This window comes from Planktothricoides sp. SR001 (assembly GCF_001276715.1).
Classification (GTDB): Bacteria; Cyanobacteriota; Cyanobacteriia; order Cyanobacteriales; family Laspinemataceae; genus Planktothricoides; species Planktothricoides raciborskii.
Genome location: NZ_LIUQ01000034.1, coordinates 9065 through 32087, shown reverse-complemented (window position 1 = coordinate 32087; position 23023 = coordinate 9065). Strand labels below are relative to the sequence as shown.

Sequence of the window (23023 nt, the reverse complement as noted above, 5' to 3'; positions counted from 1 at the left end):
GCCGCCATCGGCCGCCATCGGGAAGAAAGTGAAAAGTGGTAGGGGCGAATGGCCATTCGCCCCTACCACTTTTGTACGGGCGAATGGCCATTCGCCCGTACAAGTGAAAAGTTATGCATAAATATCACTATTCACTATTCACTATTCACTATTCACTATTCACTATTCACTATTCACTCTTCCCCTACACCTCTTACCCTGAGCCTGCCGAAGGGCTACACCTCTTACCCTGAGCCTGCCGAAGGGCTACACCTCTTACCCTGAGCCTGCTCTCCTGCCCCCCTGCCGATGGCGGGCTCCTCTGCTCCTCATCCCTTCATGTTTCTTGACGGTTTAAAAATTCTCGCAGTCTAACTAAAGTTAGGGTTTGTCCCAAATTAAGGGGGAGTAGAGAGATTCCTTCTAGGTTGGATTGTACCCAGCCATCCCCCCAGTACCACTGGTGAAAGCCATCAATCCCCTGGCTGAGGATTAAGCGGAGACAATTAGATTGGACGATTTTGACTTGATGTTGAATGGTGACAGGCCCGATCGCGGTGGTAAAAGTGAGTCCGGGATGCAACTGTTCGGCAATGCCGGGGGAAAGCTGTTGTGGCCAAAGCCACTGTTGCAAATGATCTGATCGCAATAAGCTATCGCGAATGGCGGTGGCTGAGGCATCAATTTCGATGCGGAGATTACTTTGTTGAAAATTTCCTAGCATTTTTCCGTGGGGTTGAATCACTGCGGGTGGACGTTTTCCCGATTGTAAAACATCCCAGGAGAATTTGTTCTAGGCTACAGAGCAACAGGGGCGAAGCGAAGCAGCGCAACAGCAAATCCCTAGATCAACGCGCCACCAATTTTTCTGCGGAAGTAATTTTTCTAGCGGTTCGCGAGCGTCGCAACGTAAAATAATGTAATGAGGTGTTAAGAAATGTAAGGTTTATTATGGCGGATCAGTTAATTCGTGCCACCGCTGCGGATGGTGGCATTCGTGCCGTGGGGGTGATTACCACCCGATTGACCGAAGAAGCCCGAAAACGCCACCAGTTGTCTTATGTAGCCACCGCCGCCCTGGGTCGGAGTATGTCTGCGGGACTGCTGTTGGTTTCGAGTATGAAGCGTTCAGAATCGCGGGTCAATATTCGGATCAAAGGGGATGGGCCGCTCGGTGGCCTCTTAGTCGATGCCGGTTTAGATGGCACGGTGCGGGGTTACGTGGACAACCCACAGGTGGAACTGCCGCCAAATGCCAAGGGGAAATTGGATGTCGGTGGGGCAGTGGGTCAGGGTTATCTTTATGTGGTGCGAGATGTCGGCTATGGTTATCCCTATTCCAGTACCGTAGAATTGGTGTCCGGGGAAATTGGCGAAGATATTACCCATTATCTCGTCACCTCAGAACAAACTCCCTCGGCGTTGATGTTAGGGGTGTTTGTGGGCGCTGAAGGTGTCACCGCCTCTGGGGGTTTACTGTTACAGATTATGCCTAAAGCCGCTACCGATGAAGCTCTGGTGGAAACTTTAGCGTCGCGGGTTGAAGCTCTCCAAGGTTTTACACCGTTGTTGAAAGCGGGAAAAACTTTGCCGGATATTTTGCACCAACTGCTTGGAGATATGGGTTTATCGATTCTCCCAGAAAGACAACTGGTGAGATTTCATTGCGGTTGTTCTTCAGAACGGATGTTAGGGGCATTGAAAATGTTGGGAGCGGCTGAACTCCAAGATATGATTGAGAAAGATGATGGGGCTGAAGCCATTTGTCACTTTTGTAACGAAGTTTATACCGCGAGTGCGGAGCAGTTGGCTGAGTTAATTGTCGAGTTGCGCCGAGAAGGTTAATTGCGGACGATTTAAATCAGGTGTAACCGTTGGCGGCTCGATCGCCCTGGGGCAATGAATCAATTGCCCCTTCTCGGATTCAGTTGTCTGTGTAACTCTAGGAAAAAATTAATCAAATCTAAAGTTTTCGGCTGGGTGTTTCCCGACAGGGGCGATCCGCTTGCGGAGGGCGAGGGAATCGACTGCTGATGAAACAATAAAAATATTAAATCCGCTACAATATCCACCAATCCAATTCACCAATCGGGCGATTAGAGCAGACATGAGGCGGGAGGGGGTGGTTCCAGCCCAGGGTGATGCCGATCGCACGGAAAATGTCTATAATTTCACCAGTTTCCCCAGGCAAACTTATATTCATCGGTTTGTAATCAGTCAATAAAAAACAATTTCAGATCAAAAATTGCGGTAAAGTCGTTGAGAACACTTTTGCTCAAAGCGACTCCAAGACGGCTAGAAGACTATTTGTGGGTAGGTATGACTAGAAATCGCGAAATTCCAGATCGTTGGCATCCATCTCAGGGTTCCGACTCAGACGCTAAAGAGCAGTTCTTGAGCCGTTCTTTGGAGCCCTTGCCCTCAGCCTTTGGCTCCTCGGTGGGGGCTTCAGCTACCGATGGGAGTTTGAAACTTCAGTCTGAATTTAATGAGAACCCACGGGATAGCCGATTGTCAAAATCCCAAAACTGGAATTCCGATCATCAAATTGTGGATCGCCGTTCTCGTGAGTTGAAACAATCCTCTCATCAGCCGATGGAGTGGGCGGTGCGATTGTTAAAGCGCTGGGAAATTTGGATATTGGTTACTATGGCGGTGTCTGGGGGACTCGGCGCCGGATCTTTGATGATGTTGCTCAAGTTGCCCGATACACCGACTTGTAATTATCATTTTTTCTGGTTTAAGCCTTCCGCGTCGGAGCAGTTATATTGTGCGGGACAGTTGGCGAATCAAAAAACTATTAACGGGTTATTAGAGGCGATCGCGATCGCTTCCGATTTGCCCAAAGATCATCCTCTGCGGAAGCAAATTGACCAAAATATTGAAACTTGGGCAGAACAATTATTGGATCTGGCGGAAGAAAGTTTTCATGCCGGTGACATTACTGAGGCGATCTCCACCGCTAGACAAATTCCCCGCGATACCTCTGCGGCTAGTTTAGTAGATGAACGGATTAAAAAATGGGAGTCTATTTGGCAAGAAGCCAAAGACTACTACAAAGCAGCGGAAGAGGCGATGGAAAAAGAAAAGTGGCGCGATGCTTTTTTTGCCGCCCAAAAGCTGCAATTTGTGGAAAATCGCTACTGGCAAACCAAGCAATTTGATGCCCTATTTACGTTAATTGAAACCACCAGAGAATCGGCGAAAACTTTGGATAAAGCCAGAGATTTGGCAGATACGGGTGAAATTAAAAACCTGTTAGAAGCGGTACGCATCGTCGGGACTTTTGACGAGAAAAGTAAACTTTATAAAGCGGCGCGTTCGTTGAAAAATAAGTTTGCCGAACAAATGATGGAAATGGCCAAAGCCAGTCTGGAGCGCCAAGATTGGCAAGATGCGATCTATATTGCGCGGCAAATTCCCGCTGATAGTCCCCTGAAAAATGAGGCGGTGGATTTTGTGGATTTGACCAGGGCAAAATCTCTGGCTGACCGAGGCACCTTAAGCGCGATTCAAGATGCGATATCTAAAGCCCAACAAATTGGGGCAGGTCGGCCTATGTATGCAGAAGCCCAGCGGCTGATTATGACCTGGCAGCAAGATATTCAGGATTTAGCTTATTTGGAAAAAGCGCGGCAACAGGCACAACTGGGTTCTGCCCAAGATTTACGCATGGCGATTTCCCAAGCCCAATTAGTCGGACGCAGTAACAGCTATTGGGATGAAGCCCAAGATAATATCAATCGCTGGCAAAATCTGATTGAGGTACAAGAAGATCGTCCGTTTTTAATGCAAGCCCAAGATTTAGCCAAATTTGGCGATCGCCTCTCCTTACAAGCGGCCATTGATACCGCGCAACAAATCCGTCCCGGACGAGAACTTTACCAAGAAGCCCAAGACAAAATCGACGCATGGCGCGGCGAAATTCAGCGCCAAGAAGATCAGCCGGTGTTAGATCAGGCTTGGAAGTTGGCTAAGGCTGGCAATTTACAACTGGCGATCGCCCAAGCGGAAAAAATTTCTCCGGGCAGAATTTTATATCAAGAAGCGCAATCAGCCATTTTTGCTTGGAAAACCGAAATCCGCGATCAAGAAAGTATTCAACAAGCAAACCTGATGGCTAATGGTGCCACCAATCCAGCCACCTTACTCAAAGCTATTGAAACCATCAATCAAGTCTCAATGGTCAGTCCTTTACGCTCCCAAGCGGATAATTCGATCAATGAATGGAGCACGCAACTTTATAATATGGCCCAAGATGAGGCTCAGTACGATTTGCTTCGCGCCATTGATATTGCCCAAACGATTCCATTTTATGCCGCTAATTATCAAGTAGTGCAGCGTCAAGTTGAAGACTGGAAACGCATTGTTGCTCCGCCACCTAAAACCCCTGTTCCCGAAGGGAATAATCAAAATTCTCCGGCAAACAATCAGCCTCCATCGGGGGAAAATATTCCCTCAAACTCTCAGGGAACGAATCAACCTTTGGAGCCATTTATTGAGCCTGTGACTCGATAAAATTGTGGTTTGGGTTCAGTGTTGATGTGGCTCGTTTCTAGGCCAGAAACAGGGTTTCTGGCTCAATATTTTAATTTTACAAATAGGCACTTTTTATTCTCATATTTCCTCTGACTATTAAATTTTTCCAGCCAGTTATTTAACCAATTATTTAAATCTGTCACGGTCGGAAAGTTAACAGATACAACGGTTGATTTGTTACTCGATATTCTGGGCGATAATATTTTAGGCGATCGCTATCTCAAAAAAAATTACTTTTTGTCAACGGCTGTTATGCTTTTAAGATAGTCGTGATTTAGAACATGGCGTTCCCATGACTTGTTGCAAGACCGATTGGCGATCGCCAGCAATCCTCATTTATTGTTTCCTTTTGATTTTTTTGCTTTCTTTTGGGCTTTAGATTTAGCGATCGCCTCAAGCCTGGAAATATGTTTTTCTACAGCTTGAACCAAAACAAAACAAAACTCATCTAGTTTTCCTCCTTGTTGAGTCTTTAATTTTCTCAGTCTTCTCCTTGCATCCTTAAGCGAAAGATTATTTGTTAGACCAATTGTTCCTTGAATGGCTGCTTTGCGTTTATCTTCAAGCTCACTATGATCGAGACCAAGTTTTGTAATTGTCATTGCTGCTGCATCATCTCCATCCTTGCTTTTAATCTGACCTCGTAAGGTAAAGATAAACCGAGATTGACAGCTTGGATCTAAAGGAGAAACAAACAAATGTTGTTCATTAGGAGCAGGCCAGTGATCTTTCTTATGAGCACCATAAGGAAGTTTATAGCCAATATTCGGTTCAGGATAGCAAGCTACAATATTACTATATAAAACAGTTTCAGCAGGAGTGCACTGTGTTTGAGGCTTGAGGTGTTCAATATGACATTTTCCTTCATCAATAATCAAGCCAGTGTATGCACATAACCATCCTTGTTCTTCTAGTAAAGAATGAGTCACTGCTTTAACAACAGCATGGTCTTGACGCATCAGACTGTAACCAAAATTAATATCATTGGAATTGCGAGAACGCCATTCCTTTAACTCATTAGGCTCATTCTTCTTCTGAATCCACTTCATCTGCTAATGCCTCTAGGTTATTAATGCTGGCTTCAAGACGGATAACTTGATCATCACGTCCATAGATCATATCTTTTAAAGCGTCAAGTTTATTTCTGGCTGAGTCCAGATCGCCTTCTTCTAGTGCATCTTCTATAGAATTGATTTGAGACTGAACTCTAAAATTGCGGGGTTCAGTTTCCATTAAATGTTTAAGAATCCAACTAGAATCTAACCCGAACGACTGAAGACCTTTTTGTTTCACCAGAATTCGATCACCCTCTTTTTGCAGTAAAGTTAAACCAGTGGGTTCTACTTCTCCAATAATTTGCGGTGAATGAGTGGTGGCAATAAATTGGCAACTGGGAAAAATCTCTGTAAGCTTTTTGACAACCATCCGTTGCCAGCGTGGATGCAAGTGTAAGTCCAACTCATCAATTAGCACCACAGCTTTTCCATCCTTTAGAGGATCTTCTAAATCAGGATTTGCCTGTAAAAGTCGTTTTACCAGATCGAGTATCAAGGCTAAAAGACCTCGTTCACCATCTGAAAGCTGATTAATATTTAGGGTTAATCCATCTTTATCAAGGACTAAATCTGACTTACCAACAACCCGCAAATTAGTAAATTGATCTAAAAAACTTGTCACGGCTTTATTTAAAGCCTCAATACTTCGTTTTGCCGGTGAATAATTTTCGTTTAACAATGCGTTTTGGGCTAAATACCAATCAGTAAATTCAGTCAGACGTAGATTTCTAGGCTTCAGTGCTTCAGGAAAAGCAGCAGATGGATCGCCTGAAGCCATCTTATACATATCTTTCTCTTTATATTTTTTTACCGTAATTATTGAGCGTTGGGTGGCAAAATAAACTACAAGAGGTTGATTTTCCGCGTTCTTTATGGTGTCTAAAATATGCTCACTATCCGGTTTAATTTTAAAGTTATCGCTTTTGGCAAACCAAATATTACATTCAAAAGGTATTCCTGATGCTTGAAAATCAACGTCAAATTCTAATGTTTTATACCCAATCTTAATATCACTAGCTTTGAAACTCTCGCTATTGTTTTTAGAATCAGAAACCGTAAAATTAGGTAATATCTTTGAAAAGGCAATCCTCAAGGCATCAAGCACAGTAGATTTACCGGCACCGTTGATGCCAACGATTAGATTCATTCCAGGGTTAAAGTGAAACTCTGCATCTTCAAAAACTCGAAAATTCCTCAGTCTTAGGCGATTAATTTCCATTGTGACTCCTTGATTGTCATGTCTCTGGTGACTTCGGGTGTAATCATTGCTGTGCGACGTTCTTGTAACAATTCAATTGTATCATAGTTTGCCATTTTCAAATAATTAATTTTATTTAATTTAGTTTCTATGTAAGCAACTATACACTGTTGCTCTTTGAGTGGTGGCAGAAGCAATAGCCAATCAAGAATTTGCTCTGAATAAATTTTACCCATAGATAAGCCGGTTACTCTGGCATCGGCATCAATTTGCCATCGCCCTAGATGACTTTGTAAAAAGTAACTCAAGAATTGACCATCTAAATTTGAGTCATCTAATCTCAACCGATACATGAGATTGCTAATCACCAACTTAGGTCGGGTTTCCTGAACATAACAAACATCATGGTTATTGGTTCGGGCGATTAAAAAATCGCCGGGATGAATTTCTAAGGCAGTGGGAATTTTCACGGAGACAGGTATCGTCTTAGCTTGAGAATCATCAAACTCTCCCCGCTTAACAGCATTTAGTTTTAGAACTCCCCATTCTTGAGGTTCTGGTTTTTTTTCATCTGCTTTTAGACTCTGCCCTGGTTCAATGCTTAAAATACAGCGCCTTAATTTGATGACTTGCCAATGTTGAGGAATTTCTCCGATCGATTCAACCCCAGAATCACGCATTGGAACATGAGGATCTACCCCACGAGTTACCCCATGAGTAATTAGTGCGTGACGTTTTTCGTCTAATAATTCTAATAATCGTTGTTTGACTTGAATGAGTTCATCGATTTTCCTCATTTCTTGGTTTAAGTCATCGGCAATGCTTGCTTTGGCTTCGGAAAATGAGTGATTCTGAAAATTCATTACCCTGTCACCTCCTGCAATAACCTCATCATCTTCTCTCCCATCTGTTTAATTTCTGCATCAATTTCCGCTAATGGACGAGGGGGTGTGCGATCGTAAAAATAGCGATTAAAATTAATCTCATAGGCAATTCTGATACTTGCCCGATCCACCCAAGCATCAGTTAGATAAGGTGCCAATTCTGCCAAAAAATAATCGGAAACTTCTTGTTTTAAGTTAATCTTTTCAAAAGTTCTTAACTTTGAGTCAGCCTCGTACATTTGTTGTATATTTTGACCGGGTACAGGAAACCACCCCCACACACGGGCGTTCGGTTCACCCGTTGCCTCACGTTCTTTTAAGATAACAGGTTTTGCCTGTGGGTCTCGTTCTGTAAAAACATCTCTAAATAGCTTTCGTTCCGCTTTTTTCCAACGACTACTCCGCTGCTTTAATAATTCCTGGATTAAGTGATTAACTTGGTTCCAGTCAGAACGGGGTTCGCGCCCTAATTCGCGATCGATTGCCTGGACATCATCTAATAAATGGGGAACGGCATCAAGAAAACGGCTTTTGCGATCGAGATCCATTTGATACATTAAACGCAGAGGTCGTTCAATCCGAACCCGGTTATAGCCAAAATCTCGACGATCAAAAATTTTGCTGGTTTCTGTTTCCACAAATTCCGCATATTCCCGGACTACATCGGCAATATTTTCTTCACTAAAATAACGGCTTTTATTTCCGAAATTTTCTCTCATGTTTTGCCAACGTTGACGAGCATCTATCAGTTGAATTTTGTCTTGACGTTCTTTCGGTTTCCGGTTCGTGACAATCCAAATATAAGTGGCAATATCAGTGTGATAAAACATCTGTTCGGGTAGAGCAATAATTGCTTCTAACCAATCATTTTCTATAATCCATTTGCGAATTTTACTGACCCCGCCTCCCACACCGCCACTAAATAAAGGTGTTTGGTTCAATAATATAGCGAGACGAGAACCATGACCAGAATTATTTTGATGATTTTCTGGTTGATATGGTACAAATTTGCTAATCTGATGCTGTAAAAATAATAGTGAACCATCATAGACCGTGGGTAAGCCAGCCCCAAACCGTCCATCAAAACCTAGCTGTTCATGTTCTTCTTTTATTTCATTTTGCTGTTTCTGCCAGTTCATTTTTAAGGGAGGGCTGGCTAGAAAATAATCAAAGGTTTGATTCGGGTATTTATCATCAGTTAGAGAATCACCAAACTGAATACAACTCTGGTGATTATCCTTGATTAATAAGTCACAAGCAGCGATCGCATAAGCGCGAGGATTAACCTCCTGACCAAAAACTACGAGTTTTGCTAATTTATTTTTTTCTCGTAAATAATTTTGCGCTGCTGCTAACATTCCCCCAGTCCCACAAGTAGGGTCAAACAGTTTATAAATTTGAGGTTTCGTGAGCATCTCCTCATCAGGAGCCAATAAAATCTCAACCATTAAGCGGATAATTTCTGGTGGGGTGAAGTGTTCCCCTGCGTTTTTGTTAGCCGCTTCAAAGGAACGACGAATTAAATCTTCAAACAATAACCCCATTACCCGGTTATCTACTGAGTTGGGGGATAAATCAATATCGCCAAACTTTGAGATGACTAGGTAGAGAATTTTCTCTTGGTTCATCTTTTCAATTTCTGCCGCAAACTCGAAGCGTTCAAAAATATCGCGGACATTTTTGGAAAAGCCATTAATATAGCTGATGAAATTTTGAGCGATATTATACGGATCGGCTGTCAATTTTTCCCAATTCAGTTCAGAACGATTATGAAATTTTTCTCCTACGGCTTGATTTCGCATTGATTCAAGAGCGTCATCTTGTAATCGATTTTTGGATGGCTCATATTTGGCTAAAACGTCTTGTTTAGTTGCTGCAAGTGTAGAGTCAAAACGGCGCAATACCGTCATTGGTAGCATAACCCGTTCATATTCCGCAGGTTGGTAAGGACCACGCAATAAATCAGCAATTTGCCAGATTAAATTAGAAATTTGTTGATGATCTGCTGTTTGTTCTTTGATCATCTCTTAAACCTCGCTGATTATTTTGAATATCCTACATCTTGAATGCTTGAAACAGTGAAGGAGATTTATCACTTGACAAGTCCACCACTCAAGTTCACCACTCATAATTTTATCAGGTCAGAACAGTCGCGATCGCCCAACTGGAGATTTTCTGCCTTTTCCCCACACCTCCACACCCCTGCCTCTCACTTCCCCACACTTCGCCCCTTACCTTGCCAGTTCGGGTTACACTGCTACCAGAAAACCGTAGTCAAATCGAGTTTAACTAACCACTTATGACCAATCATCTAGCCCAAACCGAAAGCCTCTACCTACGCAAACACGCGGAAAATCCGATTGATTGGTGGCCTTGGTGTCCAGAAGCCTTGGAAACTGCTCGCCGAGAGAATAAACCAATTTTTCTGTCGATCCAAATCGACGCATTCCGCTCTCATTCAATGTCTGCACATTTCCTTTTCCCCTGAGATGGCATCACCGATAAAAAAACCAGGGTTATTGGTCTTTATTTTTGCTTCTTATCATAATTAAAAAACGGTTTTTTTATAAAAAAATATTAAATTTTTCAAAAAATAATATAATACCAAATCCGGTTGTCAAAACCCGTTTCCCAAGCTATCTGTCATTCCCGCGAATGCGGGAATCCACAAGTGTTTTAGGTTATTGTAGGGGCGGGTTTCAAACCCGCCCGTCCTCTATTACAACCGGATTTGATATGATTGGCAAATTGATGGTTATTTTTACTTTTTTTATAAGTTAATAATTCAGGTTACATTTTGATAATTATCAAACAATTTACTTAAAAATTTATTACCTGATTTTTCCAGGTTTGTCTGAGTGGAAAAAGTTAAACTTCTCAGGTGTATTTGGCGATCGCCTACCCATTCATCAACGGGTTCAGGTAAATCAACGGGATAAATTAAAATTGCTTCAGGGCAATTTTTGGCAGTGGCATAAGCGATAATTTGAGCGACATCTTCTGTCGATGGTTTTAATGACCTCTTGTATTTAGTATCAAGGATATATCTAGGATTTTCCATAGATGTTTCATAAATCACTAAATCTATTTTAAAGTTTAATTTTTTACCAATCTGTAATCGTTGTTGGGCTTTAATGCTAAAATTTCCAGGGAGGTGGATTTTTAACCATTGATAAATAAACTGCTCATAGAGTTTTGACATATCTACCAAAAAAGGTAAATTTTTAGAAAAACCTATGGAATGACTGGGGGCGATCTGTTCCAGAAAAAAGTAACAGAGGGTGTGTAAAGATTCGTAATCTTGATTTAAGCGGTTATATGAGCGATCGCAGCAGTCTTGAGAGTTAAAATGTCTCAGTCTTACTACTCCTTTTAATGCGCGATAAGTTTCTGATACGAGATGTTGCGAGAACTGGCGACAAAGACCAGAAAAACTCAGACAGTGCATTGTCCAAAGGAGAATCTGATTATCTGGAATATCAGCGGTGTATTCTTGATAATGACAAGTGAATTTGACCGTCCAAGGTTGTTGAATTGTGTGGCGAATATCGAGGCGATCGCGAATATATCCTAATTCTCCTGTCTTTGGTAGATAGGTCTGATAAATGCCCTGACGAACGCGAGATAAAATGCGACTAGCGAGAATAGCGGCAAGGCGATCGCAAAATTCCTCTAAGGTTTCACAATCAATCAAACCATCTAAAAACCGAAAACTTTTTAAATTATAGGCATATTCTAACATTCCTAAGATAGATTGAATGGGGACTTTAGGCTGAAGTCTAATCCCCAAATTTGCCGGTAAAGGAATATAACCAACCCATCCTTTAGCCGTAAGTTTCCAGAAATCACCATATCTTGTATCTTCAAGCCCAATTTGAAGTTGGGGTTTGTATTTTTGTCTTAGTTCATCCAGGGCTGCTTGGGGAATATCCTGACGCGGAATTAAAATTGATTGATATTCGATGATTTCAATAACTTTAATAGTGTCTAAATTCATCCTAAAAAATTTTGATTAATTTTTTGCCAACGAAACTCATCGACTTTTCCCAACTGGTTAAAAAAATACTCCTCCAAATAAGGTTCAATTTCCATTTGCCAAATATCAGGGAGTTCATCTTGTAAATTTTCCACCATAAAAAAAGAATTGCCGATCGCATAATGCCGATCGTTAATTTGTTGATTAAGCTTTTGCAAAATTTTGATCAAATTTTCTACCGGAAAATCAGTATTAGCTCGTTTGTGATATGTTTGTAATGCCTGATAGTTCGGAGATATTTCGATAAAAGCAAAACGTCGGCGTAGCGCATAATCGACTAAAGCAATGGAGCGATCGGCGGTGTTCATCGTCCCGATTAATCTGACATTTTTAGGAATTTTAAACTTTTCAGCACTTCCAGACAAATAAATATCTTTGTCTCGATATTCCAGTAAATACATTAACTCCCCAAAGACACTCGATAAATTTGCTCGGTTAATTTCATCAATAATCAGAACACAAGTATCTTTACATTCCTGAGATTTTTGGCAAAACTCCAAAAAACGACCAGGAACCACTGGATAAGTTAGTTGTCCTCGATCATCAGTTTTAGGACGAATTCCCTGAATAAAATCTTCATAAGCATACGCGGGATGAAATTGCACCAGTTCAGAGAAACCATCGCCACCACCAATTAAATGTTGAGCAATTTTTTCCGCTAGATAAGTTTTACCTGTTCCGGGAGGGCCTTGTAAAATAGCTTGTCCTTTACGGTGGATAGCGCGTACCCATCTTTTGAGTTCTGATTCCTCAAATCCGGTTTCTTCAGCACATTGTAATAAAGAATATTTCGAGTTTTGATTCGTGTAACTATTCACCAAATTATCTTGATTCAATTTAGGTAAATTCTCTTGTTTATTAAAAAATTGTTGATGATTACCCCTGAAAACCCAGTGACAAAATAAATCAAAAAAGTCATAATCTGGAATTGCTGGCAGACCAAAGACCTGTTGTTTATAATTTGCCAATTCTTTAATTAACTGATTCCCTAAGTGATTCGTTTCTGGATAATCTTTTAATTGTTCAGTATAAGACTTTTGATAAAAACCATTAATAATCTGTAGTGATTTCTGATGAATCATCATAAATTTGTCAGGTTTCAGTGCATGAAGAATCGGCGAGATTAACTCTGTAGTGATATTTTGAGCATAAGGAATTTGCCAAAACTCATTGCAAGCAACTGACAACTGACTTGGATCGTCGTTACAGCGTTTAAGCAACCGAAAAATTGCCTGAGCTATTTCCGAGGTTTGGTTCTCATTCCATCGTTGCTGTTCTAACCATTCTTCTAAGGTTCCAGTGATGCCTGGATTACTATGGATCCATGCTCTTTGATAAGAATTACTAGGAGAATTTTCGTAAGGCAGTAATTGTAGTAGAATCAGTTCCGTAGGAATTTCTCCAGACTGAACCACTGAGGCGATCGCTTCAAAGTTACGTCGTCCCTGTTGACGCTGTTCCTTATAGTCAGATATTTTATTTAGACATCCCTTTATGTAAGGATCCTTCAAAAATTCTTGAAACAACGATATTAAAGTGTTTTGATTGAGTGTCTCTATATTTTCTATACCACCCATATTTTTTCGATAAATTAAGCTATTGTGAGCATCTTTTGAATTTTTTTAAATTCAGATTTTGTTAAGTATTTGTAACTTTGAGGTGGATGAAAGTTAAACCATTGCTGCTTTATAAATTCTAAATCTAATGGAGGTTCATATTGTTCTGTTTCTTTTAAAAAAATTGCATACGCTTTTCTGGAAGTATAATAATAATCATCAAAAGCTTCTTTACTGATACCAGCAAGATTTTCCACCTGATACCAAAGGCTGCTTGGACTATCTTCAATGACTTTTTCTACTTCAAATACACCGACGATCGCTTTCACTGGGGAACAAGCATAAACCACCACCCTATTTCCTGGCATTAACTTTGGTTTAATTTTTCTTAACTCTACTTTTTTGGTTCCGTCAAACAACTTAACGACATATTCTGGTTTGATAGAGAGTAACAAAATATTGTCTTGGCTTTCTGACATAACTTAGGCGTAACCCATCTTGTAAATTTGCTCAAATTGTCGATCGGTAATCTCAATAGAACTTTGTATGGTTGTTTTATTATTCAGGATTTCCCGAATATCTGTCAAGTCAATTGGATGATTAAACAGTTCTGTGTTGCTAAATCTTAAAGCCATTATATCTCGTTTTTCGTCATTTTTAGCAATTTTAAGTAAATCTTCTTTTTTGTAAACTCCTAAATTTCGGAAACGTAAATCTAACTCTTCAGGGGTGCCAATGACCACCTCATCTAGAATAGAACAAGCTCTAATTGCCTGAATTCCGATAAAACCCTTATCTTTATCAGCACTGACATACCATAAAATTCTACCAACAATTCCCGGTTTTAATTTTGTAGGACCTTGTTTGGATTTATAATACACGGCTTCTCTGTTCAGATCTAAATCAGTGATATTGTGTAATAAACACTGTTGTGATAAATGATAATCGAATAATTCTTGAGCCCATCTTGGCTGAATAGGAATAATAAATGTAGGAATCTGAGCATCAATAATCTTTGCTGGCCAAAGCGCTTTTTCAATGACGAATAAATTTTTGTACTCATTTAAATCTAAAGAATTGATATCTTCAGAACATTTTTTGAAATAATTATAACCATTATTAGGTTCTATATACCGATCTACTAGGCTGATTACTTTTCTTGAAAGGATAGATGCAGGTTCAGCCTGAGCAAGATTCATTTTTAAATATCCATCTTGAACAGTAATGAACATATCTTCTTGAATAGCATTGATAATTGAATCATCTAATTGTGGATCGGTGATTCTGGTAAATTGACGATTGTCAAATGCAGCTTTTGATATAGAGCGAAAAATTAAATTACGTGCCAAGGTTGTCGAGAGGGAATGATCCCCGACTCGAATCATGGGAATTTCTAACTCATGGGGTTTATGTTTGTCATACACAACCAAAGCAAGAGGCTCTTTTTCTGCATTTCTCACTAAAACATGAGTAAATTTATCTTTTTCTGCAATAAATCGGCGTAAGCGCTGGGAAAATTCAGCTTTATTTTCTTTATCTGATAAATAGAAAGCATCAATTAGGTTAGATTCTTCACCTTTTTGTATAATTGTTTCTTCTAGCTTAGTACCCGCTAACCGTACAGGCTGATAGTCAGGTTTTTGGTTGAGACTATCTAACCTAAGAATCAAATCATCGGGAGATAAAATTGAGACTTTTGATGCTTCATATAGCAGTTTTGCATTATTAATTAATGATTGATTTTTTGTTACTAAAATATAAATTTTAGCAGTGATCGCTCTCGCAATATTACGCACCGATGATTGATTAATATTTATTTTATTTTTTTGGCAAAATACATTCAGATTTTGAAAATATTCCTCGAATTTATCATGGGGACAAGGCAGGCAAGTAAAATTATCAAATAATTGTTGCTGACGATTTCGTTGTTTGAGATTATCGATTTGATGAATTTCGGTTAAAATTTCTTCAGTAACACACAATTCTACCTCAGATTGAAGCCAGTCAGCCAATAAAGAGTTTGCCTCTTCATCAGGGTCATTTTTAGTGATACTTACAAATATAGAATAATCAATAGCCACAGATAATTTATTTTCTCTATGCTGATTGGCTAAATCAAACAACAAATTAGTTTTGCCGTAATCTAATAAGCGCCAGATTGTATTATATTGTCCTGTGGTTTTTGCTAATTTAGAATACGCAGGGAAAAACCCAAATTTTACCCACATATCCTGTAACTTATAATCATCTCTACAAGTTAAAGTTATTCCATTATAGTCTTGAGTATTTTTCTTCAGATAGTCAACAAGTTGCTTGGCAATTCCTTGGCCTCGACAGGATGGAGCCAAGCAAAGATGAACAATCTTAATATAACGATCGCGAGAACGAGTGTAATAGAGTAGATAGCCAATACAGTTTTTGTGGGAATCTAGAGCAACAATAATCTGACGCTTTGCTGCGGATTGTATAAAAGCTTTTCTTTTGAAAAATCCCAAAGTAGCTTTATTCGCATCCCCTAGAGCAATCACAGTTTCTAAATAGGGAGAGTTTTCATCAATGACTTGAATTTTTACTGGAATATTTTGTTTCACGTTTTTACTATAAAATCAGAAAAATTAGCACAATCATCTAAAATAATAGCACTGAAATAACCAGAATATAGCCCCCCTGCACCCACACCTCCACACCCCTGCCTCTCACTTCCCCACACTTCGCCCCTTACCTTGCCAGTTCGAGTTACACTGCTACCAGAAAACCGTAGTCAAATCGAGTTTAACTAACCACTTATGACCAATCATCTAGCCCAAACCGAAAGCCTCTACCTACGCAAACACGCGGAAAATCCGATTGATTGGTGGCCTTGGTGTCCTGAAGCCTTGGAAACTGCTCGCCGGGAGAATAAGCCAATTTTCTTGTCGATCGGCTATTCCAGTTGTCATTGGTGTACGGTCATGGAGGGGGAGGCTTTCTCAAATCAACTGATTGCTGATTATATGAATGCCAATTTTTTGCCGATTAAAGTAGACCGAGAAGAACGGCCAGATATTGATAGCATTTATATGCAAGCGCTGCAAATTATGACGGGTCAAGGAGGTTGGCCGTTAAATATTTTCTTAACCCCCGATCGCCTGATTCCTTTTTTTGGCGGCACTTATTTCTCGGTGGAACCGAAATATGGTCGTCCGGGATTTTTGCAAATTCTCCAAGCCATTCGCCGCTATTACGATACGGACAAAGCCAAGCTGCAAGATGTGACCCAGGAAATTATGCAGCATTTGCAACAGTCAGCCGTAATTCCAGGAACGGAAACCATTGCTGATAATTGTCTCAGCAGTGGCGTGCAGGTGAGTACGGCCATTATTGGCGATCGCCACGGTCGGCAAAGTTTCCCCATGATTCCCTATAGTCAACTGGTTCTCCAGGGCAGTCGCTTTAATCTGGAAGCGAAATATAATCCCCAAGAAGTGAGTATTCAACGGGGTTATGATTTAGCTTTGGGAGGCATTTACGATCATGTAGCCGGAGGATTTCACCGTTATACCGTTGACCCTACTTGGACTGTCCCCCACTTTGAGAAAATGCTCTATGACAATGGGCAAATTGTCGAATATTTGGCAAATTTATGGAGTTCTGGGGTTCACGAACCGGCTTTCAAACGGGCAGTTTTCGGGACGGTGCAATGGTTGAAACGAGAAATGACCGCCCCAGAAGGATATTTTTATGCGGCCCAAGATGCGGATAGTTTTACCACTCCCACCGCAGCAGAACCAGAGGAAGGGGCTTTTTATGTGTGGCTTTATTCAGAATTAGAAGCACTGTTAACCCCTGAAGAATTGGCGGAATTAAAAGAGCAATTTACTGTCACTCCGAATGGCAATTTTGAAGGGCAAAATGTGTTACAACGTCGGCATTTGGGCGAACTGAGTCATACTCTGGAAGCGGCATTAGCAAAACTCTTTCAACTGCGTTATGGCGCACTACCCCAGGAGTTGAAAACTTTTCCCCCAGCCCGGGATAATCAGGAAGCGAAAACCTATCCTTGGCCGGGAAGAATTCCCTCGGTGACTGACCCGAAAATGATTGTGGCTTGGAATAGTTTAATGATTTCTGGGTTGGCTACAGCCGCAGCGGTGTTTGATGAACCAGAATTTTTAGAACTAGCTACTAATGCGGCGAATTTTATCTGCGATCGCCAATGGATTGAGGGACGGTTTCATCGCCTCAACTATGAGGGCAAAACTGCGGTATTAGCCCAATCGGAAGATTATGCTTTATTTATTAAAGCTTTAATCGATTTACACCAAGTTAGTTTAGCTTTTGATTCTGCCCCTGTTGCTCCAGAATTTTGGTTAAAAACAGCCGTAAAAGTCCAGGCAGAATTTGATGAATTTCTCTGGAGTATTGAAATGGGAGGTTATTATAATACCGCCACCGATAGCAGCGATGATTTGATTATTCGGGAACGGAGTTATATGGATAATGCAACTCCTGCCGCTAATGGCATTGCCGCTGCGAATTTAGTCCGGCTGGCTTTCGTGACTGAAGACTTAAACTATCTCGATCGCGCCGAACAAATCTTACAAGCATTTAGCAGCGTCATGCAGCGGGCTGCCTCCGCTTGTCCCAGTCTTTTTGTGGCCTTAGATTGGTTTAAAAATCACACTTTAGTCCGCAGCAGTACCCCCGTATTTGCCAGTATCAATCAGCACTATTTTCCCACAGCCATCTATAAAATAGAGTCGGATATCCCAGCAGAATCCGTGGGCTTAGTTTGCCAGGGTTTTACTTGCCAAGCACCGGCGAAAACTCAGGAGCAACTATTAGACCAATTGCAAGCAAGTCAAACCAGATATCATTCGGTGGTTCAGGGTTAACTGTTGACATTTTTCATTGGTCATTTTTTGATCATTTGGGCTTTGTCTTTTGTTATTTGTTTACAGCGGTTTTCCGATTAATCCTATAAAGGGCGTGTTATTGACCAGATCAAACAGCAGCTTTTAAACCACCCTAGAGTGCGTTTTTTGCTGAGTAAAACACACCAGGCGGGAAATTAATTGGCGGTTAATGTGGTACAGCGATTTTATACTGAGTAAACCACACCCGTCGGGGAATGAATTCCCCGCCTCATAGCTCAAGTCGGATGAATCCGACTAATTATGCTTCTAGGGGTAAACAACCTTTGAACCGTACAGAATTGCAGTCGGTTTTAACCGCCTGTAGGGGTCAACGGCCGTTGACCCCTACAGGAGGGAATTCATTCCCTGGCGGTTAATGTGGTTTATTCATCTAAAAAACGCTGTAATAAAAACGCTGTAATCACTAACAACCAATAACTAAAGAATCCCTACCCAATAACTAATGATAATTGACTGAATTTTTGTGCTTTGTGAGTTTCTACTTACCAGTTGTTCTGAAATTGGTATAACAGGGCTGCTTTACCAGAGAAATTATTAAGAAAATCCGCAATTTTGTCGAAATCATCTATTCCTGATATTTTTTCTGCGATCCTATACTAAAATTCTCTTAAAGCGGTTTCGCCCCTACTGAACCACGGTAGGGCGAAGCATTCCGTAGGGGCGCATGGCCATTCGCCCCTACATTAATATTTTAAGCATCAAACTTCTGCCGGAATGCTTCGCCCCTACAAATGCTTTGTGGTTTACTCGCGGAGAAAATTGCTGTAAAGATTGGATCGCCAATTCTACTGCTAAAGGAATTGCGATCGCGATGGCGCATCCGCGCCGCTTCGCGATCGCGCAAAAATGCCCTACTCTAATCCCACATTTCACAGGATCGAAGACTATGGTAGCGAAAAAATATCCCACCATTGGACTGATTGAACCACCAGCCACGGGACTATACGATGCTGAAGGCAAAAATTGGACTTCTTTATATAGAAATCGTTCGTTAATCAGCAAGCAAGTTTTAATCCCTGACTTGCAAGCCGGAGGATTTGATGCCCGCTTAGTTAACCTCCGAGATGATAGTTATAGTGAAGAATTTGGGCAAGTTTTCTGGAAAGGGATGAACCTGCGGAAAACTTATGTTGGAGGCAAAATTTCTGCCCTCGATCCTGAAGCTTTTGATGCTTGGGGTGTCACCGTGAATTTCTCCCAAGACCGTCAAGTGACCTGCATGGTGATCGAGCACCTGGCTAAAGGTGGGCGTCCCATTGTGGTTGGCGGATCCGATGCCCTGGCGGAACCGCACCACTACTTGAAGGCTGGCGCTACCGTAGTGGTTCAGGATAAATCCGGGGCTGCGAATTGGGCGATTTTTGACTATGTACTGGGACGACCTCCGCGAGAAGAACTCACGGGGGTCATTTTCGCTGATGGGAAACAGTATCCCCGAAAGACTAAAGCCAAAAGTCCCGATGAGTGGGCGCTGCCCTCGGTGGAAGTGGCGCGGGATTGTTTAGGGACTCTGCCCAATGTTCAGGGATTGGCCCCAGTCGGTTCTTTGGTGGCTGATATTGGTTGCGATCGCACCTGTGACTTTTGCATGACCCCCACCTACGGCACTGGTTTTCGGCGAATGTCCCCAGAAACCGCCCTTAAATGGTTGGAAATCCAGAAACAAGCGGGGGCGCGATCGATCAATATTGGTTCCGATCAATTCCTCGCCCGCGTCCTCTTTCCGGGAGGGCGAGAAGAAATCCTGGAAATTACCAATGGGGCGCGGGATATGGGAATCACTCTTATGTGGCCCAATGGTTTAGAACTGAGAAAAACCACTCTGGGGGCAGGGCGAAACTACGACAGCACCGACCTCAGACCGGACGAAGAATTGATTTCTGCGCTGTTTGCCTGGGATGGCAAAGTTGGCTGTCCTTTGGCTTATATCCCGGCGGAACGTCCGGTTTTTGGTCGAGAAGCCTACAAGAAACTTCTGCCTTGGCAAGAGCATTGTGATTTGATGAAAGCTGTGGTCAGAACGGGTGTCCCGGTGGTGACTTATGGCATTATTATCGGGCTACCGGATGATGACCATGAGGATTTGTTACGTCTTGAGGAAGCGATCGCCGACCTGGTAGATGAACTGGTGGAGATTAACCCTCAATTGGAATTTCAAACTTCTTGCTACAGCATTATTCCCTTGCCCGGAACTCCGCAATCTTATAACTTACGCAAGTCAGGAATGCTACAGTTTGAAGATACCTGTCTTTGGGGAGTTTGGACAACTACTTCCAATACTAATCATCTGACTTACGCGGAAGTTTCCGATTGGCAAATTCGTCTATCTAATATTCGTCGGGCACCGGCTGAATTTACCAACTATAACGGTGAATATTCAGCAATGGTGAGTACAGCTTCTTCCAAAGATTCACAAATTGCCTTGGCCAATTTGAACTAAACATTGACTTCGGCAAGCAAGAAACCCGGTTTCTCTAAGAAATATCTGCCTCCCCAGCAGACCCTACAGGGACACAGGGACAAGAAACCGGGTTTCTCTAAGAAATATTTGCCTCCCCACCGGAACCTACATAGAAACCCGGTTTCTAACCGCTTCAGGTTTCTAGGACTCAGGTTTTGGGGTCAATTGACTTCGGCAAGCAAGAAACCGGGTTTCTTGCTTGCCGAGCTTTTTTATCGGTAATTTGGCTAATTTGTCATCAATCGCGAGACAATTAAAGCATCAATTAAAGTATAAATTATAGTATCACTTTTTCGGTAAAAAATATCGTTTTTGATAACGTTTTTGTCTGAATTATCTGAATAAAAATTTCCCTGGTATTTGTGAGATTTTGGCTATCCGGTAATTTGATAGTCATATTATTAACCCACCGGCATTAACCGATCTGAAGTATGAATTGATTTAGAAAATTATTGACACTTCATACTTCATTTTTCTGGTTAATTGTTGCTGGCGACTGCCTGAGCAAAATCGACGGAAACTCCCGCTAAATTGCCCATTCCAGCTTGGTTTAATAAATTGTTCCACTTGGCTTCTAGATTTGAATTGTTGGGGTTAGTTGCGGCAAATTCAGCCAAGGTGGCTAGAGCATCCTGCCAAAGTTCTGCTTCTGCATATAAGTCTACGGCACCCAAGGGATCGGTATTATTCAATCGGCTGATCTGATTTGGACTTAATTCAATGCGTTCGATCCAACCATTAATAAAGGTAGTATTAATTCCGCTCTGGTTGCTAGACACCGGGCTAAATACCCATTGATATTCTTTGCCTACTTGTAAAGCTTCAGACATCATGGTTTCTGGAAGCTGGATGCGGACAATTCCCGGTTGATCGGGCAACGCTACAGTCATGCGAGCTATGTCATTTTCATTTTCATCTTTGAGGACAAAAATCCCTTCGGAAGCAGTTGTGTTGGATATATAGATAAAGACTGTGGGAGCAACGGCGACGGTCAAGGTTTTTTGACTCGGTGCTTGTAAAGCAATCATGGTTGCGGTATTGCCACTGCGAGAAGCGGCACCAGCGGTTAAGGTTGGGGCGCCTCGGTTCTCTACATTCAGTTTTGGCCCTGCGGTGGCCGATCCAGAAATACCGATACTTCCAGCGATCGCGATGGATATGGCGATCGCGACTTGAGAAATGTTGGCGGCTAAATGATTTCTAGGCATAAGAGTCTTGGGCTAAATGGTTACAGGATGTCGCGATAATGACGAAGTTATTACTATTATAAATGTCCCGTAAAGATATCCCTGAGAAATTTAAAGATTATTTAATGATATCGGTATTTATTCTCATTGCTGGCTTTCCTGTGGAGTAAATCGATCTGATTGCCAAAAACCCCTGGATATATCGGCTTTGAACCCCCCCACTCCTTTCCTTCCAGCAAGCGATTCCATCAGCGATCGCACCAGGGTAAGCTCATCCCTAAATTTCTCTGGTCAAGGTTAAATTGACTAAATTTACTCTGGAGATAAATCCAGGTATATTGTTAATTTTTATTAAACACATGAATTTCTATTACTGATTGCCTGAATCGAAATTAAATAAAAAAAAGAATAAAGATTAAAAAAAATTAATAAAAAAATAATTTATGCTAAAATAAAGAAGTAAGTTAATTTTACTAAAACAATCTGCGGCTGTTATATAATCTAAAAAATGAGCCTAATTTATCACCAAATTAAGGGATTGATCAGGGATGAAAACGGCGATACAACGCTTGTAGATTATTATGTCCGTTGATTGTTTCAGTGCTGTATTGTTCAGAGTCAAAACATCATGTCGCAGCTTCCCCCGGAAAAAGAATCTCAAAAAGAATCTCAAAAAGAATCGAAATCAGAAAATAATTCAAAATTTCTTGCCTCTCCAATGAAAAAAGTGAAGGGTATGAAAAAATTGGGAGCGATCGCTTTAGTCGTGGTGATTTTGTTAGGTTTTGGCGCGATTGGATATGGAATCATGGGTCGCCGCAAACCCAAAACCGATCCGATCGCCGAACTCACGGTCGCCGTAGAATTTCAAAATCGCACGGTCAGAATTCAAGCCAGTGGCACGGTGCAACCGATCCAAAGTGTCAACCTATCCCCCAAAGATGCCGGACGCCTTGAACAGTTACGAGTGGAACAGGGCGATCGCGTCGAAGCCGGTGAAATTGTCGCCATTATGGAAAGTAAAGATACGAGTGCCCGACTGGTGCAAGCCCGCGCCCGACTCAACCGCGCCGAAGCCCGACTGCGAGAACTGGAAAACGGCAACCGTGGGGAAGACATTGCCCAAGCCAGAGCTCGTTTAGCCCAAGCCGAAGCGAGTTTAAGCGAATTGCAGGCTGGTTCCCGTGGGGAAGACATTGCCCAAGCCAGAGC

At 41.6% G+C, this 23023-nt stretch carries 15 protein-coding genes and 1 pseudogene; 6 read left to right on the top strand and 10 right to left on the bottom strand.

All coding sequences use genetic code 11. The features are described from left to right. Positions 1 to 316 precede the first annotated feature (316 nt). On the bottom strand, positions 317 to 703 hold the full coding sequence (locus tag AM228_RS18685; protein WP_054468088.1) for a hypothetical protein: 387 nt from the start codon (positions 701 to 703) through the stop codon (positions 317 to 319). Between the two features lie 227 nt (positions 704 to 930). Here AM228_RS18685 and hslO point away from each other — a divergent pair, with 227 nt between their 5' ends. Both hslO and AM228_RS18675 read left to right on the top strand, forming a co-directional pair. Further along, the gene (gene hslO / locus AM228_RS18680; protein WP_054468023.1) at positions 931 to 1824 is read left to right on the top strand and encodes an Hsp33 family molecular chaperone HslO; all 894 of its coding nucleotides are present in this window, start codon (positions 931 to 933) and stop codon (positions 1822 to 1824) included. A gap of 426 nt (positions 1825 to 2250) precedes the next feature. Further along, a complete protein-coding gene (locus tag AM228_RS18675) occupies positions 2251 to 4497 on the top strand; it encodes a chromosome segregation ATPase (protein ID WP_156331891.1) in 2247 nt (748 codons plus the stop codon). A gap of 353 nt (positions 4498 to 4850) precedes the next feature. Here the strand turns inward: AM228_RS18675 and AM228_RS18670 are convergent, their stop codons facing one another. Genes AM228_RS18670 through AM228_RS18655 form a run of 4 tightly spaced genes read right to left on the bottom strand, consistent with a single transcriptional unit; the run spans position 4851 to position 9679 of the window. After that, the gene (locus AM228_RS18670; protein ID WP_054468019.1) at positions 4851 to 5567 is read right to left on the bottom strand and encodes a retron system putative HNH endonuclease; all 717 of its coding nucleotides are present in this window, start codon (positions 5565 to 5567) and stop codon (positions 4851 to 4853) included. After that, positions 5542 to 6792 (bottom strand): AAA family ATPase, encoded by a 1251-nt coding sequence (locus AM228_RS18665; RefSeq protein WP_054468017.1) that lies wholly within the window; start codon positions 6790 to 6792, stop codon positions 5542 to 5544. The genes AM228_RS18670 and AM228_RS18665 overlap by 26 nt, the downstream gene beginning before the upstream one ends. Next, complete coding sequence (locus tag AM228_RS18660; RefSeq protein ID WP_054468015.1) at positions 6774 to 7634, bottom strand: restriction endonuclease subunit S; 861 nt, start codon at positions 7632 to 7634, stop codon at positions 6774 to 6776. Before AM228_RS18660 ends, AM228_RS18665 begins: the two co-directional genes overlap by 19 nt. Continuing rightward, on the bottom strand, positions 7634 to 9679 hold the full coding sequence (locus AM228_RS18655) for a class I SAM-dependent DNA methyltransferase (RefSeq protein WP_054468013.1): 2046 nt from the start codon (positions 9677 to 9679) through the stop codon (positions 7634 to 7636). Before AM228_RS18655 ends, AM228_RS18660 begins: the two co-directional genes overlap by 1 nt. 275 nt (positions 9680 to 9954) lie before the next feature. On the opposite strand from AM228_RS18655, the pseudogene AM228_RS18650 reads away from it, so the two are divergent. Next, positions 9955 to 10089: pseudogene (locus AM228_RS18650) on the top strand (DUF255 domain-containing protein); the annotation flags it as partial. A gap of 351 nt (positions 10090 to 10440) precedes the next feature. Here the strand turns inward: AM228_RS18650 and AM228_RS18645 are convergent. From AM228_RS18645 to AM228_RS18630, 4 genes are all read right to left on the bottom strand, one after another. Further along, positions 10441 to 11652: an McrC family protein gene (locus tag AM228_RS18645; RefSeq protein ID WP_072160841.1), complete on the bottom strand. Its 1212-nt coding sequence runs from the start codon at positions 11650 to 11652 to the stop codon at positions 10441 to 10443. Beyond that, entirely contained in the window at positions 11649 to 13217 is a 1569-nt protein-coding gene (locus AM228_RS18640) for an McrB family protein (RefSeq protein WP_231636864.1), read from the bottom strand. The genes AM228_RS18645 and AM228_RS18640 overlap by 4 nt, the downstream gene beginning before the upstream one ends. Positions 13218 to 13282: 65 nt before the next feature. Further along, a complete protein-coding gene (locus tag AM228_RS18635; protein ID WP_054468008.1) occupies positions 13283 to 13726 on the bottom strand; it encodes an ASCH domain-containing protein in 444 nt (147 codons plus the stop codon). 3 nt (positions 13727 to 13729) lie between these two features. After that, the gene (locus tag AM228_RS18630; RefSeq protein WP_054468005.1) at positions 13730 to 15838 is read right to left on the bottom strand and encodes a GNAT family N-acetyltransferase; all 2109 of its coding nucleotides are present in this window, start codon (positions 15836 to 15838) and stop codon (positions 13730 to 13732) included. Between the two features lie 195 nt (positions 15839 to 16033). Here AM228_RS18630 and AM228_RS18625 point away from each other — a divergent pair, with 195 nt between their 5' ends. Together AM228_RS18625 and AM228_RS18620 are read left to right on the top strand one after the other, a co-directional pair. After that, a complete protein-coding gene (locus tag AM228_RS18625; RefSeq protein WP_054468003.1) occupies positions 16034 to 18121 on the top strand; it encodes a thioredoxin domain-containing protein in 2088 nt (695 codons plus the stop codon). Positions 18122 to 18827: 706 nt separating this feature from the next. Continuing rightward, complete coding sequence (locus AM228_RS18620; RefSeq protein ID WP_231636863.1) at positions 18828 to 20603, top strand: radical SAM protein; 1776 nt, start codon at positions 18828 to 18830, stop codon at positions 20601 to 20603. Between the two features lie 500 nt (positions 20604 to 21103). Here AM228_RS18620 and AM228_RS18615 read toward each other — a convergent pair whose 3' ends face one another. Continuing rightward, on the bottom strand, positions 21104 to 21832 hold the full coding sequence (locus tag AM228_RS18615) for a DUF928 domain-containing protein (RefSeq protein WP_054468001.1): 729 nt from the start codon (positions 21830 to 21832) through the stop codon (positions 21104 to 21106). Positions 21833 to 22547: 715 nt separating this feature from the next. Here AM228_RS18615 and AM228_RS18610 point away from each other — a divergent pair. Next, positions 22548 to 23023: biotin/lipoyl-binding protein (locus tag AM228_RS18610; RefSeq protein ID WP_231636862.1), on the top strand; the 476-nt coding region annotated here is incomplete at its 3' end.

Coding starts and splice junctions, on each gene's coding strand:
- AM228_RS18685 (WP_054468088.1), bottom strand. CDS start 703: ATGCTAGGAAATTTTCAACAAAGTAATCTCCGCATCGAAATTGATGCC.
- hslO (WP_054468023.1), top strand. CDS start 931: ATGGCGGATCAGTTAATTCGTGCCACCGCTGCGGATGGTGGCATTCGT.
- AM228_RS18670 (WP_054468019.1), bottom strand. CDS start 5,567: ATGAAGTGGATTCAGAAGAAGAATGAGCCTAATGAGTTAAAGGAATGG.
- AM228_RS18665 (WP_054468017.1), bottom strand. CDS start 6,792: ATGGAAATTAATCGCCTAAGACTGAGGAATTTTCGAGTTTTTGAAGAT.
- AM228_RS18660 (WP_054468015.1), bottom strand. CDS start 7,634: ATGAATTTTCAGAATCACTCATTTTCCGAAGCCAAAGCAAGCATTGCC.
- AM228_RS18655 (WP_054468013.1), bottom strand. CDS start 9,679: ATGATCAAAGAACAAACAGCAGATCATCAACAAATTTCTAATTTAATC.
- AM228_RS18645 (WP_072160841.1), bottom strand. CDS start 11,652: ATGAATTTAGACACTATTAAAGTTATTGAAATCATCGAATATCAATCA.
- AM228_RS18635 (WP_054468008.1), bottom strand. CDS start 13,726: ATGTCAGAAAGCCAAGACAATATTTTGTTACTCTCTATCAAACCAGAA.
- AM228_RS18625 (WP_054468003.1), top strand. CDS start 16,034: ATGACCAATCATCTAGCCCAAACCGAAAGCCTCTACCTACGCAAACAC.
- AM228_RS18620 (WP_231636863.1), top strand. CDS start 18,828: ATGGCCATTCGCCCCTACATTAATATTTTAAGCATCAAACTTCTGCCG.
- AM228_RS18615 (WP_054468001.1), bottom strand. CDS start 21,832: ATGCCTAGAAATCATTTAGCCGCCAACATTTCTCAAGTCGCGATCGCC.